The organism is Paraburkholderia sp. Ac-20342, assembly GCF_017104985.1.
In the GTDB taxonomy this organism is placed as follows: Bacteria; Pseudomonadota; Gammaproteobacteria; order Burkholderiales; family Burkholderiaceae; genus Paraburkholderia.
Window position 1 is genome coordinate 43,358 of the sequence record NZ_JAAGPQ010000054.1, and the last position, 14,963, is coordinate 58,320.

Annotated in this window: 13 protein-coding genes; 5 read left to right on the top strand and 8 right to left on the bottom strand. The window is 60.6% G+C overall.

Annotated features, from left to right (window positions below; all coding sequences use genetic code 11):
• Positions 1-274: 274 nt before the first annotated feature.
• Positions 275-1,771 carry an amino acid permease gene (locus tag G3N58_RS21475; protein WP_346778285.1) on the bottom strand — a complete coding sequence of 499 codons (1,497 nt, stop codon included), beginning with the start codon at positions 1,769-1,771 and terminating at the stop codon, positions 275-277.
• Positions 1,772-2,703: 932 nt separating this feature from the next.
• Here G3N58_RS21475 and G3N58_RS21480 point away from each other — a divergent pair.
• Complete coding sequence (locus G3N58_RS21480; protein ID WP_241017194.1) at positions 2,704-5,529, top strand: GH92 family glycosyl hydrolase; 2,826 nt, start codon at positions 2,704-2,706, stop codon at positions 5,527-5,529.
• Positions 5,530-5,899: 370 nt separating this feature from the next.
• Here G3N58_RS21480 and G3N58_RS21485 read toward each other — a convergent pair whose 3' ends face one another.
• From G3N58_RS21485 to G3N58_RS21515, 7 genes are all read right to left on the bottom strand, one after another.
• Positions 5,900-6,967, bottom strand: coding sequence for a porin (locus G3N58_RS21485; RefSeq protein WP_206000163.1), 1,068 nt, complete (start codon positions 6,965-6,967; stop codon positions 5,900-5,902).
• 159 nt (positions 6,968-7,126) lie between these two features.
• The gene (locus tag G3N58_RS21490; RefSeq protein ID WP_167041941.1) at positions 7,127-8,467 is read right to left on the bottom strand and encodes an MFS transporter; all 1,341 of its coding nucleotides are present in this window, start codon (positions 8,465-8,467) and stop codon (positions 7,127-7,129) included.
• A 111-nt stretch (positions 8,468-8,578) separates the two neighbouring features.
• A complete protein-coding gene (locus G3N58_RS21495; RefSeq protein WP_167041943.1) occupies positions 8,579-9,523 on the bottom strand; it encodes an amidohydrolase family protein in 945 nt (314 codons plus the stop codon).
• A gap of 10 nt (positions 9,524-9,533) precedes the next feature.
• Positions 9,534-10,217 carry a 4-carboxy-4-hydroxy-2-oxoadipate aldolase/oxaloacetate decarboxylase gene (ligK, locus tag G3N58_RS21500; protein WP_167041945.1) on the bottom strand — a complete coding sequence of 228 codons (684 nt, stop codon included), beginning with the start codon at positions 10,215-10,217 and terminating at the stop codon, positions 9,534-9,536.
• Positions 10,210-11,247 (bottom strand): amidohydrolase family protein, encoded by a 1,038-nt coding sequence (locus G3N58_RS21505; protein ID WP_206000164.1) that lies wholly within the window; start codon positions 11,245-11,247, stop codon positions 10,210-10,212. Before G3N58_RS21505 ends, ligK begins: the two co-directional genes overlap by 8 nt.
• A gap of 32 nt (positions 11,248-11,279) precedes the next feature.
• Positions 11,280-11,996 carry a substrate-binding domain-containing protein gene (locus G3N58_RS21510; RefSeq protein ID WP_241016255.1) on the bottom strand — a complete coding sequence of 239 codons (717 nt, stop codon included), beginning with the start codon at positions 11,994-11,996 and terminating at the stop codon, positions 11,280-11,282.
• 56 nt (positions 11,997-12,052) lie between these two features.
• A complete protein-coding gene (locus tag G3N58_RS21515; RefSeq protein WP_167041950.1) occupies positions 12,053-12,952 on the bottom strand; it encodes a LysR family transcriptional regulator in 900 nt (299 codons plus the stop codon).
• Positions 12,953-13,257: 305 nt separating this feature from the next.
• Here G3N58_RS21515 and G3N58_RS21520 point away from each other — a divergent pair, with 305 nt between their 5' ends.
• The 4 genes from G3N58_RS21520 to G3N58_RS21535 all read left to right on the top strand — a co-directional run bounded on the left by G3N58_RS21520 (position 13,258) and on the right by G3N58_RS21535 (position 14,717).
• A complete protein-coding gene (locus tag G3N58_RS21520) occupies positions 13,258-13,461 on the top strand; it encodes a hypothetical protein (protein WP_206000165.1) in 204 nt (67 codons plus the stop codon).
• 4 nt (positions 13,462-13,465) lie between these two features.
• Positions 13,466-13,699, top strand: coding sequence for a hypothetical protein (locus tag G3N58_RS21525; RefSeq protein WP_167281681.1), 234 nt, complete (start codon positions 13,466-13,468; stop codon positions 13,697-13,699).
• A 264-nt stretch (positions 13,700-13,963) separates the two neighbouring features.
• Positions 13,964-14,479 (top strand): DUF2778 domain-containing protein, encoded by a 516-nt coding sequence (locus G3N58_RS21530; protein ID WP_167042011.1) that lies wholly within the window; start codon positions 13,964-13,966, stop codon positions 14,477-14,479.
• Positions 14,460-14,717 (top strand): hypothetical protein, encoded by a 258-nt coding sequence (locus G3N58_RS21535; protein WP_167041952.1) that lies wholly within the window; start codon positions 14,460-14,462, stop codon positions 14,715-14,717. Before G3N58_RS21530 ends, G3N58_RS21535 begins: the two co-directional genes overlap by 20 nt.
• The last annotated feature ends 246 nt before the right edge of the window (positions 14,718-14,963 follow it).

Genomic DNA, 14,963 nt, shown 5'->3' on the forward strand with positions numbered 1-14,963 from the left:
CGGAAACCGGTCAATGTGCCTCTTATATTGATTCAAAAAACTGCCTGGCCGGATTTACCGTTCATTGACGCGTCGACAACGGCACTCCTGCTTTCAAGCAGCAAGTCGTGGAGTGCGCAGAGTAGGGCAAGGTAGAGATAAGAAAAATCGGAAAACTCTGAAAAATTGCAGAGCTAAGTATTCTGCCGATTTCGGTTGAACGACCAACCTCATAAGAAGCACAAGAAAAAGAGCCAGGCGCAGCACTTTCCGCAAACGCCCGGCCCCCAATCGCTCACCGGCGCCGCTCCGGATTCCGCAGCGCCGAATGATTGCGCCCATACGACAGATAAATCGTCATCCCGATCACGAGCCACACGACGAGCCGCAACCATGTAATGAGCGGCAGCCCCACCATCAGCAGCAGACAGAACAGGATGCCCAGCACCGGTACGACCGGCACGCCGGGCACGCGGAACGGGCGCATCGCGTTCGAATCGCTGCGGCGCAGATAGATCACCGCGCCGCACACGAGGATGAACGCGAACAGCGTGCCGATGCTGACCATCTCGCCCAGCACGCCGATCGGCGTCAACGCGGCGACCACCGCAACGACCGCGCCGATCAGCATCTGGCTCAGATACGGCGTCTGCAGACGCGGATGCACGTTCGCAAAGAGCGGCGGCAGCAAGCCGTCCTGCGACATCGTGAAGAAGATGCGGCTCTGTCCATAGAGCAGCACGAGAATCACGGTCGTCAGCCCCGTCAGCGCGCCGATCTTGATCAGGATCGCGAACCAGTTCAGGCCGATCGCGTCGACGCCTTTCGCGATCGGATCGGGAACGTTCAGATCGGCGTAGGGCACGAGCCCGGTGAGCACGCCCGCAACGAGGATATAGAGCACCGTGCAGATGACCAGCGAACCGAGGATGCCGATCGGCATGTCGCGTTGCGGCTGTCGCGCTTCCTGCGCGGCAGTGGACACCGCATCGAAACCGATGAACGCGAAGAACACCACGGCCGAGCCGCGCAGAATGCCGCTCATGCCGAAGCTGCCGAACTGCCCGGTATTGGCCGGAATGAACGGATGCCAGTTTTCGGGCTTGATGAAGAACACGCCGATCGCAATGAACGCCACCACCACCACGAGCTTGATTGCGACCATCACGTTGTTGAGCCGCGCGGATTCTTTGGTGCCGAGCACGAGCATCGTCGTGAGGATCGCGACGATGAGCACGGCCGGCAGATTGACGAGGCCGGTGACGCTCGAACCGTCGGCGAGCTTGACGACGGTGCCGGGCGCGGCGGCGAGAGCCGGTGGAATGTTGATGCCCACGTTGCGCAGCAGACTCACGATATAGCCCGACCAGCCGACCGCGACGGTCGCCGCGCCCATTGCATATTCGAGGATCAGGTCCCAGCCGATGATCCACGCGAAGATCTCGCCGAGCGTCGCATAGGTGTACGTGTAACTGCTGCCGCACACGGGCAGCATCGCCGCGAGTTCCGAGTAGCACAGGCCGACGAACGCGCACGCGATGCCGCCCAGCACGAACGACAGCGTGATGCTTGGGCCTGCGAATTGTGCGGCGGCCGTGCCGGTTAGCACGAAAATGCCCGCGCCGATGATCGCACCGATGCCCATTGCCGTGATGCTGGCCGCGCCGAGCGTTTTCGACAGCGCGTGGGCGCCTTCCACGTCGGCGCTTCCGACGATATCGGCGATGGTCTTGCGCGCCATGTAATTCGTATTGGCCATGATGATCGTCCCGTTCAGATGATGATGGGTCACGAACCGGCCCGGCTTGCGTCGGCTCGCGAAGCACGGCAAACAACATCCGTTCCCGAGGAACGGCAGCGGTAAAGCAGAAGCAAGCCCGATGGAAGAAGGTTGAATTCAGTGTATGCCGGATTAAAAGCAAAGGGAAATATCCGCAGGTTTTATCGACAGCGAAAAGACGCGGGAGATGTTCTCTCGTGGCGTATTTGATGCACGGCAAGAATCTGGATTCGCGGATTGCGATTACAAGCTCTCCTATCGATTAAGTGGATTATTGCAATGTGCACTTGCGGAATTCACGGAAAGAAGAGAGTGCTCGATCCTTGTTATAGCGGAACACATGGGTGCGCCCGCAGCGCAGCACTACGCAACGATCGTGACAGGCGGCTTCAAGAACGAGTGAAGCAGCAAGACACGACTGCTACCTTCGTGCCTGACGCGCTATCGCGATACCGGTCTTCGCAACGGACTGAAGCGCGAAACCATCCGTCGTCTCCTCACCATCAACACACGTCGCGACCGCTGCGGCATGCGCCGCGAAACACGGTAAAGCGTTTTCCCCATTACTTTACGAATGCCTGACACTTTCACGCCCCAGTCATGTTTATTAAACGAAATCGTTATATTTCACACTGATAATGCCGCCCATCGCGATATTCCAAATGGATTGCGCTGCCTTTTCGTAACCGGACCGGGAGACCGTTCCAGTTGGCGAGGCCGTTGTCCGCCCAGTTTATTCATGTAGTTTCAGATCAATAAGAATGAATTAACGGAATCTGGCGGCGTAACGTACGCCGGATATTTTATTTTTAATAGGGCAATTGGGTATGTTAAATAAAATACGGCTTGGGGCGGTAGGAACACTTACCACATTAATCCTGGCGGGGTGCGGGGGCAGCACGAACAACACGGCTCCGTCGTCGCCGTCATCGCCGCAGGGCGGATTGCCGACCTCACCTGGCGGGTCGACCACGACGCCGCCGTCGGGTGGCTCGACGACCCCGCCGGTCGCGCAGTCGCTGACGCAATACGTCAATCCGCTGATCGGCACGGCGCCGGGCACTTCGCCGACGCCGACCGCGCACGGCGCGGGCGGCAACACGCTGCCGGCGGCCGGACTGCCGTCGGGCATGGTGCAGTGGGGGCCCGATACCAATACGACGCCGGCTTCCAGCTCCACCGCCGAACCGGGTTCGCCCTCTGGCTACTACTACGACCTCAACTCGATCGCGGGTTTCAGCCTGACGCACATGAGCGGCACCGGCGGGCAGGGCAACGACGGTGAAATTCCGTTTGTCGCGACCACCAGCCTCGCGAATCTGACGCCGACGTTCTCGCACGCGAACGAGACGGCCAAGCCCGGCTACTACGCCGTCGCGCTCGACAACTCGGTGAAGGTCGAGCTGACCGCCACGCTGCGCACGGGCTTCGGGCGCTTCACGTTCCCGGCGAACAACCCGGCGTTCATCCATATCGACACCACCCACACCAATACGCTGCAATCGACGACGGGCCAGATTACCCAGATCTCGAGCACCGAAGTCGCGGGCTATACGGTGGGCGGCAATTTCGAAAGCTCGTCGAGCCGCGTGCCGGTTTACTTCTACGCCGAGTTCAGCCAGCCGATCCAGTCCTCGACGGTCAGCGCCGGCGTTGCCGACCTGTCCTTCGCGCCGGGCGCGCAAGTGCTCGTGAAGGTCGGCATTTCGTACGTCAGCATGGCCAATGCCAAGCAGAATCTCGACACCGAGAATGCCGGCTGGGACTTCGACGGCATCAAGAATGCCGCCGACACGGCCTGGAATCAGCGCCTCAGCACGATCGCCATCACGCCGAGTTCGAGCGACTCGATGACCAACTTCTACACGGCGCTCTACCACGCGCTGTGGGCGCCGAGCATCTTCAGCGACACGAACGGCCAGTACCTCGGCTTCGACGGTACGGTCCACACGGTCGCCAACGGCCAGAACGCGCAGTACACCGGCTTCTCGAACTGGGACGTCTATCGTTCGCAGATGCCGTTGCGCGCAATGCTGTTCCCGACCGAGACGAGCGACATGGTGCAGTCGCTGCTCAACGACGCGGACCAGTGCGGTGCGATTCCGCGCTGGGTCAACGACAACTACGATTCGGGCACGATGGTCGGCGACGGCGGCACGAACATCGTGGCGACCGCGTACGCGTTCGGCGCGCAGAAGTTCGACACGACCGGCGCGCTGAATCACATCATGGCGCAGCTGAACACGAACAACCTGGCCGTGTGCAAGAACTCGGGCGGCAGCACGATCGGCGTGAACGGCGGGCGGTCGACCTATCTGAAGTTCGGCTACATCACGTCGGGCGAAAGCGCGATCGCGTCGTCGAGCCTCGAATACAACCAGACCGATTTCGCCGCCTCGCAATTTGCGGCCGCGCTCGGCAACACGTGGATGGCGAAGCAGGCGCTGGGCCGTTCGGCCGGCTGGCAGTACTCGATCGACACCGCCGATACGCCGCCGCTGCTCACCGCGCGTACGACGGGCGGGGCATACACGAACGAAACCCAGAGCAGTACTGACAATTACGAGCAAGGCAGCGCGGAGCAGTACACGTGGATGGTGCCCTGGAATCTTTCCGGACTCGTCTCGCTGCTCGGTGGCAACAGCACGGTGCAGACACGCCTCGACACCATGCAGACCCAGCTCAATGCCGGCAACGGGTCGCCTTACCTGTACATCGGCAACGAGCCCTCGTTTGCGATTCCCTGGGTGTACAACTGGGCTGGCGCACCGTCCAAGACGTCCGACCTGATTCAGAAAATCGTCACGACGCAGTTCGCGGCGACGCCGGGCGGTCTGCCGGGCAACGACGATATGGGCGCGATGTCGAGCTGGTATGTCTGGGCGATGATCGGCATGTATCCGGAAGTCCCGGGCGTGGCGGGTTTCGCATTGCATAGCCCGCAGGTTGCAGCAGCCACGATCACGCTGGAGAACGGCAAGCAGATCAAGATCACGGCTCCTGGCGCACCGAACTCGAACTACGTGCAGTCGCTGATGGTCAACGGCAAGGCGGCCAATGCGCCGTGGCTGTCGTTTGCCGACGTCTCGAACGGCGGCTCGCTCGCCTATTCGATGGGCAGCTCGGCATCGGGCTGGGGTACCGATCCGTCCAATCCGCCGCCGTCGTTCGGTCTGCCTGAATACACGAGCCTCGCCGACGCCTTCAACAACCAGGGCTTCAGCCTCGACGGCAGCAGCGCTACCGCCGGTACCGGCGCGGCATTCGACGGCAGCCTGAACAGCCTGTCGACGACGGCCCTCGCGGCAGCGATCGGTTCGTCGGGCAGCGTGACGACGCTCGGCGCAACGTTCTCGTTGCCGGTCAACCTGACGCAGAACCAGCAGTCGCTCGATAACGTGGTCGTGGCCGGTCAGACGATCGACATGCCGGCCGGTTCGAAGGGTTCGAGCCTCGTGTTCCTCGGCGCATCGGGCAACGGGCCGAGCACCGGCACGGTGACGGTCCACTACACGGACGGCACGAGCCTCTCCGCATCGCTGACGCTCGACGACGGCACGTTGAATGGCGGCGGCGGCACGCTGACGAATACGGCCGCGGTGACGATGACCTATCGCAACAACGCGTCGGGTGCCCGTGACAACACGAAGAGCTATCTGTTCTCGCAGGCGATCGCGATCGACCCGACCAAGATCGTGCAGAGCGTGACGCTGCCCGCGAATGTCAGCGCCGGCAAGATGCACGTTTTCGGCATCTCGGTAGCGGGCTGATGGAAATACGCGTATCCGGCCATGATGACGGTTTGATTGACGTCATGACGGCGGGATGCGCGGTTCGATGAATCGATCGTTTCGGGTTGCGGGGTTGTCCTGGAATGTGTGGCGAGGATGGTCGATTCAGGTATTGATGGACAAACGAACGCCCGCGTATAGCGGGCGTTTTACTTTCTGCCATGTTTTTCGCGGGCGGTAGCTACTGTTCTACGACGAAGCGCTTTCAGCGAACCAATGCCGTGGTGTCATAGTGCCGGTGGCGTGGTTGCTCCGCTATTGGGCAAAGGCCACGAAAGACTGCGAAGTCACGTCATTGACTGGATGGCGACAAAGTTGACCGGGAAGCTGAACCGGAAATCCCCTCGCATCAAAACAGATGCCGGATCCCCGCACCATAGGTGCTGCCCGAAGGATGCGCGGAAATCCTGTCGTACGAATACACACCATAGACATCCGTGCGTTTCGAGAGATAGTAGTCGTAGCCGATCGATCCCGTGTTATGCACCGAATCCTGGTTTGATGGCGCGCTCTGCCGGGTGGTGGCCCATGAGGCGAGTATGTACGATACCGCAGTCACCGGAACGGATACGCCGAGCTGGTACGTATGCGTGCCAATGTGCGAAGTCGTGGTATTCGTGGTCTGGAGTGTGCCGTAGAACTTCGCGAACTGCGCGTTATAGGTCGCACCCGCGAGGTAGAGCGTTTGATCCACCCCAGGAGAATTCGGCGCCCCTCGCACCCGCTGAGCCGAAAACGCGGCCTGCACAGGCCCATGCTCGTAGACGAGGTGCAGGCCGAGATTGTCGCGCCCCTGCTGACCCGCCACGCTGCTGACCGAATACTGAACGACACCCGTCAGCCCGTAGAACGAAGGCGAATAGTAGCCGAGCGTATTGCCCCAGACGGTATCGCCGATCACCTGTCCGTTGTAGCCTGCCACGTACGACTGCACGACGAGCGGCGAAAACACGACGGACGATCCGAACGGATTGAGCATGCTCTGGTTCAGATACGTCTGCGTCGTCTGCAGGCCGAACTTGACTGTCCCGTAGGTGTCGTTTGCCAGCCCCACATACGCGTTACGCGAGAACAGGCCATCGGTGGTGTTGCGGCCCATCTGGCCGGTATTGGGCCGAAAAAAGCTTTCGAGCTTGAAAATGACGCGAGTCCCGCCACCCAGCGCCCCATTGCCGCTCATGCCCCAGTATGAGGTCGTGAGTCCGCCGCCGCCCATCTGAACCGTCCCCTTCGGTGTCGTGCTGAGCTTCGACTGGGTAACGTACGTGCCGATCAAACCGTACAGGTTAACCGACGACGAATCGTCGCCTGAAAGCGTGGCCGCATGCGCATCGCCCACACACATGGCAAGAGAGGCACAGGCGAGAGAGGCAACGCTGATTGCACGAAGCTTTCCGGATCCCTGGCTTTGATCCATGATTTGTCATCCTGATTAATTGTTATTTTTTTCGACACCTGTCCGGGGCGTCGGCCACGAGCCGCACCCCGATGACAGGATCGAAACGAAGAGATAAGAAGGATCGGAGCGACGACAGTACCGGCTGAAGCGGATACGCCCCGATGCCGCGAAAACCCGCTATGCCGCCGGCACGGAAGATTCGTCCATCGCGCCCTTCGTCTCCGGCATCAGGAATACGACGGCCAGATACACGAGGCTGACGAGCGCGCTGACCGTAGCCAGCGTCATCGGTAGGGCGCCGACGTCGGTCGCGAGCAGCGAGACGAGAGTCGGCATCGAGCCGCCGATGGCAAAGCCCACGTTCCACGAGATGGCGGTGCCACTCGAACGGATCGCGGTCGGAAAGCGCTCATTGAGCACGATCACGAGCGGTGAATAGCAGAACGTGCCGATGGAGCTGAGTGCAATCGTATAGACCGCAATTGCGCCGATTCCCTCGGCATGGGTCAACCCGAGGTACAGCAAGGGGATCGACACCAACGAGATCAGGCCGTAGAAAAGCATCGCGCGCCGCCGGCCGATGCGGTCCGTGAGCGCGCCCGCCAGCACCGACGTCAGGCTCACGCACACGGCGGACACGCTCAGGATCATACCCATCGTGGTGTGCGGTACGTGATTGACGATCTTCAGGAATGTCGGCAGGTAACCCGAAGTGAGATACGACAGGCCGCCGCCGGCGAGGGTCAGCAATACGCACCCGACCGTGATGCCCACGAAGCCGCCGCTCAGCGCACTGGCCTTCTTCTGCGGCCTCGTCGGTGCCGCGCGATGTTGCGCCGCGAGTGCGAGCCACAGCGGCGACTCCTGAAGGCGTGTGAAAACGAACAGGCCAAGCAGCGAACTCGCGAGGCCGGAGAAGAACATGATGCGCCAGCCCCACGCCGTGAATGCCGCGGGCGGAATCAGGGCACTCACCAGCACGAAGATAAGAGAGGCGAAGAGCTTGCCGATGCCGGAGCCGCCACCGCAGATGATCCCCGAAGCCAACCCCCGGTACTTCGGACCGATCGATTCGGTGCCGAGCGTATGGGTGGCCGCGACCATCCCGCCCATATACACGCCCTGAATCAGGCGCAACAGCAAAAAGAGCATCGGCGCGAGGATGCCGATGCTCTGATAGGTTGGGATCGTGCCCATGAGTGCCGTCGATACGCCCACCCCGACGGATGCGACCACCAGCGTCTTCTTGCGGCCATGACGATCCGAGTACCGGCCGAACAGATAGCCGCCGACCGGACGCATGATCAGCGTCGCCGTGAAAGCACCGTAGACTGCGGCCAGCGACAGCATCTGCCGCGACGAGTCGAAGAATACCGTGGCGAGTATCGGCGCCACGTACAGCAGGATAAAGAGGTCGAAGAGGTCGAATGCCCAGCCAAGACAGGACATCGCAACTGCCTGCGATTTCTGCCAGGGGGTGAGTACGAGACCCGCGGCTTGGGTAGGCGCGGATTGCACGGGGATGTCTCCTTGTATTATCGATGAGTGAAGTGGCGGGCCCGAGGGGCCTGAGAGTCACGGCACGTTGCCATGCCCGCCACGAAATCCAGGCAGTGCGGGAAAAACTGTTCAGGTTTCCTCTGGCCAGTACAGGCGCATCGGATTATCGACCAGCAGGCTCTTCTGAAGCGCTGCCGTCGGCGCGATCTGCGGAATGAAGTCGACCAGCAGGCCATCGTCGGGCATGTGCGCGGTCAGGTTCGGATGCGGCCAGTCAGTACCCCAAAGCACGCGATCCGGGAAAGTTTCGACGAGGCGGCGGGCAAACGGCACGACGTCGCGATAGGCCGCGCGCTGACCATCCAGCGCAGCCGGACCGGAAACGGAAAGACGCTCCGGGCAGGTGACCTTGGACCACACGTTCGGGTTCTCGCGCATGAAGCGCACGAAGAGCTCGAATTCGGGACCGTCGACCGGCTTCGTCACATCCGGGCGCCCCATGTGGTCTACAACAACGGTAGTCGGCAACGAGGTAAAGAAGTCCCACAACTCCGGGAGATCCGGCGCCTCGAAATAGATCACGACATGCCAGCCGAGCGGAGCAATGCGGTGAGCCATTTTCAGCAGTTCATCGGCAGGCGTGATGTCCACGAGGCGCCGGACATAGTTAAAGCGCACACCGCGCACGCCCACGTCGTGCAGGCGTTGCAGTTCCGCGTCGGTAACGTCGAAAGGCAGCGTGGCGACGCCCCGCGCACGCCCATTCGAATGAATCAGCGCATCGACCATCGCGCGATTGTCGGACCCGTGGCAGGTCGCCTGAACGACCACGTTGCGTGCAAAGCCGAGATGATCGCGCAGCGCGAAGAGCTGTTCCTTCGAGGCATCGCACGGCGTGTACTTGCGTTGCGGTGCGTACGGGAACTGCTCGCCCGGACCGAACACGTGGCAATGCGCGTCCACGGCGCCAGCGGGCAGGGCGAATAGCGGGCGGCTCGGGTTTTCCAACCAGTCGAGCCAACCCGGCGTTTTCTCGAAGGGACCCGTGGTGATTCTGGAATTTGTGCTGGACATGTGCGTCTCCTCAATCAACGTAGCGGAGGCCGGCTTTCGCCAGAGGCTCGCGCATGCCGTACATATCGAGCCCCAGCACGCCGCTGGCGAGCTTCTCGCGTTTGCCCGCTTCATTGGCCTCGCGTGACCTCGCGGCTTCGAGTGCCTCTTGCGCGATACCGCGCGGCACACAGACCACGCCGTCGTCGTCGGCCACGATCACGTCACCCGGCGTGACGAGCGCACCGGCACACACCAGCGGGATGTTCACGGAACCGGGCGTGGCCTTGATCGTCCCCTTCGCGCTGACGAAACGGCTCCAGACGGGAAACTGCATCTCCGTGAGCGTCCTGACGTCACGCACGCCCGCGTCGATCACGAGCGCGCGCGCGCCGCGCGCCTTGAAGCTGGTCGCCAGCAGGTCGCCGAAATAGCCATCCGAGCACTCCGCCGTGACCGCGGCAACGACGATATCGCCCGGCTGGATCTGTTCGGCCACGACGTGGAGCATCCAGTTGTCGCCCGGTTGCAGCAGGACGGTGACGGCCGTACCGGCAACCTGGGCGCCGGCATAGATCGGACGCATATACGGCTTCATGAGACCGACACGGCCCATGGCCTCGTGCACGGTGGCACAGCCGTAGCCTGCGAATGCGCCGGCAAGCGCCGGCTCCGTGCGTTCGATATGGCGATGTACGACGCCGAGTTCAAACATTCTGTTTCTCCTTCTTTTCGAGTGCCGCGTCCAGACGCGGATAGACACGGCGCGCGTTACCTTCGTAGACCTTGTAACGCTCCTCCGCACTGAGGTTGAGCGTCGCCTCGATGTAGCGCCGCGTATCGTCGTAGTAATGGCCGGTTTCCGGATCGATCCCACGAACCGCGCCGATCATCTCGGACGCAAAGAGGATGTTATCGACGGGAATGACCTTCGTGAGCAGGTCGATACCGGGCTGGTGATAGACGCAGGTATCGAAGAAGACGTTGTTGAGCAGATGTTCCGTGAGCAGCGGCTTTTTCAGTTCCTGCGCGAGACCGCGATAGCGTCCCCAGTGATAGGGTGCAGCGCCGCCGCCGTGCGGGATCACGAACCTGAGCGTCGGAAAATCCCTGAACAGATCGCCCTGAACCAGTTGCATGAATGCTGTCGTGTCGGCGTTGATGTAGTGCGCGCCCGTCGTGTGAAAGCATGCGTTGCACGAGGTCGAGACGTGGATCATCGCGGGAACGTCGAGCTCCACCAGCTTTTCGTACAGCGGATACCAGTGCCGGTCCGTGAGCGGCGGCGAAGTCCAGTGACCGCCCGATGGGTCCGGATTCAGATTGACAGCAACGAATCCGTAGTCCCTGACGCATCGTTCGAGCTCGGGAATACACGAGCGCGGATCGACGCCGGGCGACTGGGGCAGCATGGCCGCGCCGATGAAATGAGCGGGGAAGAGCGCCGAGACGCGATGGATCAGTTCGTTGCAGATCGCCGCCCACGTGCTGCTGACGTTGAAGTCGCCAATGTGATGGGCCATGAAGCTCGCGCGCGGCGAAAACACCGTGAGGTCGGAGCCGCGCTCGCGCATCTTGCTGAGCTGATTATTCTCGATGCTCTCGCGAAGCTCGTCGTCGGTGATGACGAGTTCCGAGACGCGCGGCATCTGTGCGGGGTCCGCGATGCCGGCGATCTGGCGATTGCGCCATGCTTCGAGCGCCTTGGGCGCCGTCGTGTAGTGACCGTGTATGTCGATAATCATGAGGAGTTCTTGAAGAAGGGAAGTGCGCTCGCTCACGCGGGTTCCATGCCGTGGCGATGCTTGAGTTCGTCAGTGATGGCTGAGTGCAGGACCTGAAGCAGATCGCGCGCAGGGTCGGGATGAGCCGCACCCGTGCAAAGCGCGGCGGAGAATGTCGTCACGATCGCGCAGTCGTGCGGCATGGTTCCCAGCACGTCGATGCCGGGCAGATTCATGAGTTCGCTGAGTTGCTGGAAGCCGAGTTCCACGACGCCATCGGCAACAAGCTGGCCGACCGGTACGCCGGGCGCTGCCAGCACGAAGCGATCGGCCATGGCGTCCCGAATCCCCCACGTTTCAAGCAGATTCATGAGGGCCGTGCCGCTCGGTCCCGTGGAATAGCCCACGCTATGCGCGCCGAGCAGCGCTTCGCGCAATGCCTTTGCGTTATGGATCGCGGGATGGGGCGCGCCGGCGCGGACCGCCACGGCGACGTTCGAGCGGGCGACATCGGTCCTGCTGTCGCTCACGAGATGGCCGCTTGCGATCAGTGCGTCGATGGCGTCGCTCGCGAGTACGGCAAGATCGAAGGGATGGCCGTCACGCACGAGCCGCGCGGCATCGACGCCGCCGACAGACCTGAAATGCACGTCGATACCGCGTTGCTCGCGGTATAACGTGCCGATATCGGCGAGCAGCAGGCGGGTCGCCATCGACGAGACGCCGGAAAGTCTCGCGTCGGAACGAACAGAAGCAGCAAAGTTTTCCATGGCCCGATTCTGGCCATTGGGGTATGCATTGCCTAGTACAACGATCCTACTAGCTGCTATAACGATTCGGCATGGGAAACGATCTCGCGCAGCAGCCGGGCGGTCTGCCGCACGAGCCGGCTGGTCGGCTTGTGCGCGGATTCCGCGAGACACAGCGTACTGGTCAGCATGGGGTCCTTGAACGGGCGCAGCGTGAATGCCTTCGGCCGATCCGAGGCGGCAAGCGCTGTCTGGGGCAGTACGGCATGGCCGTAGCCTGCATTGACGAGATCGAGAATGGACGGGACGCTCGAAACTTCCAGGGCGATATTCAGCTTCACCCCGGACATGGCCGCCTGGGTGTCGAGAAGCCGGCGCATCGCGTGAGTGTGTCCGGGAAGAATCAGGGGATAGTCGGCGAGCTGGGAAAAGGGCAGCGGTTTGGCTTTCGCATCGCCACGCGTCGCGCGGCTCACGAGGCCAAGCGCCTCGTCGAGCACGGGCGTGATCTCGATAGCCGGATTGGGTTGGGGATTGTGGATGAGGCCCAGATCCACCCGGCCCATTGCAATCCATTCGACGAGATGGGTCGAAAGCCCCTCGACGATGGCCAGCGATGCAGCCGGCAATTCGCGGCGGAAAGTATCGACAAGGAACGGCGTCAGCCGCCGGGTCATGCTCGGCGGTAGTCCCAGCACGATGTGTCCGGACGGCTCGTCGCGCGCGGCTTCGATGTCTTCGGTGACGCTCGCGACAAGCCGCAGGATGCTCACGCCATGATCGAATAGACGCTTGCCGATTTCGGTCAGGACAACGCCTCGTCCGTTACGGATCAGCAGCGTCGCGCGCAGATCCGTCTCCAGTAGCCGCACCTGACGCGAAAGCGCCGGCTGGGTCATGTTCAGTTGCATGGCAGCCTTGCCGAAGCTGCCCAACTCGGCGACGCGAACGAAGTACTCCAGCTGCTTGAGATTCATTTTGCCTTTCGCAAGAGTGGATGCTCCCGATCCCGGGTGCAACGCGGGACATCGGGAGCGAAATAAAGGCACATGCCGGGGGGCACGCGCAAAGCATACTGCAAGTGGATGGGCGCTCAGCGGGACCGGTTCATGCAACTGAGTCACTACAATAGCGTTCATGGCTGGCGCTCCTCAACGAATGCTGGCTACCAGCCTGAACCCGCAAACACGACATTTCTATTTGGGACCTACAAATTTGGGGGTGGTAATTTAATTTACGTTGAACATATTTTAAGGTTTGGATATCTCAGACCCCGGAGCGCGTGCGGGTCGACGGTAAGGAAGCTGCGGCGCGGCGCCAGTCGCAGCAAGTCCACCGGTATGCCGTGCCGGGTGAGCACCTCATCGCACTCAGCGACGGTGGCCACGACGTCGAGGTGACGACGGAGATCGTCGCGCACCCGGACCAGCTGCGACGCTACAGAGTCAGTGTGAGTATGGATACGTTCCGGCTTATCCAGGAGTGACGTGATGACTGGCATCGTGAAGATCGAGATGGAGATTCCACAGGCTGTCTACAATGATCTGCAGGTTGTGGTCGATAGCTGCAACCGGGTTGACCCGAACGAGACGACGCACGGTTCGATGACTGTGCCGAAGTTGCTTGCCATGTTGGCCGAGGACGCGGCTATGACGAATAGCCGGTCCGGTTCGTGGGAAGGCTCCAACATGCAGCAGGTACTCGGCAGCCACGGCTATCAGTGAGGTCGCGCGAGTGGGACAGGCTCGGCGGCGCCGAGCCCAAGGTAATTCGGTACATACTCTCCGCTGCCTGAAAATCCAACGGTGATCGAGTAACCTGCAGGGGGCCGATACAGGAATTTTCTGTCCGTGGGATTAGGAATTTTCTGATTTTTAATAATTCCATATTGTCTGATGTTAATCAGCAACAGGGCATTATTAAGATACCTTGCGCTTTCTCTTACGTGGCATTCTGATTAAATAATCGACACAAGGGGAGTGCATCAATTGGCGTTTTATGGAAAATTTATAATCGATAAGGACAGATCTTCATTGATTATTCCCGGCATTGGTACATTTAAAGCATACTCAGGTGACGGTATCTATCGGAACAAAGGAGGCTGTACTACGGTGCCTGATAATGGTCCGCTTCCAACAGGGATCTATTGGATAGTAGATCGTCCAACAGGCGGATTCAGATCCAGAACTGAAGCGCATGCAAAAGACATCTGGAGCGGCGTAGTCGGCCGACGTACTAATCATGAAGAGTGGTTCGCACTTTATCGTGACGACGGCATTATCGATGACCACACCTGGATTAATGGTGTCGAGCGCGGACAATTCCGCTTGCACCCAGCAGGCGGTCGCGGTCTATCGAAAGGCTGCATTACCCTCCCTGGTTATGCAGATTTCGAAAAAATAAGACGCGCACTCCTGCACACCTTCACTATCCCCGCTCGCAATTCAGGCATTCGTGCATATGGAACGATTGAGGTAACGGCGCATGGCGACACTTGTCCGTAGAATATTTAAAGTAGCGTTATTTATCGGATTATTTCTTCTTTCTGTTCGCTACGTCCATACGTATCCGTTACCGATGCCTGAGGGCCAGATAATGTTCTGGATTGACGCCTCTGACCGACTCGGCATTAGTGACTCCGATAATCTCTATATTCCGACCATGGTCATCATCGATCTGATCGTCGCGATTCTGGCCTACGTGGCGATCCTGAAGCTCTGGAGACGTTACCGGTCTGGTTGATCGTCACCAGTCCTGGCTCGTTCATGGCAGGCTCCGCCGGGTTGCGCGCGGATAGCATGCGCCTCGGGCAGACCTGAACCAGACATTTCTATTTAGCGGAAACCCTACATCTGAACTTGGGACTCACAAATTTTGTCGAGGCCAGATTGAAATGTCCGGTTTCTGGCTAGATAGAAATGTCCGGTTTCACATTGGTTTTGGTCCTGTTTCTTTTTATGTTTGTGGGTTGGGGCGGCGCAGCCGCCC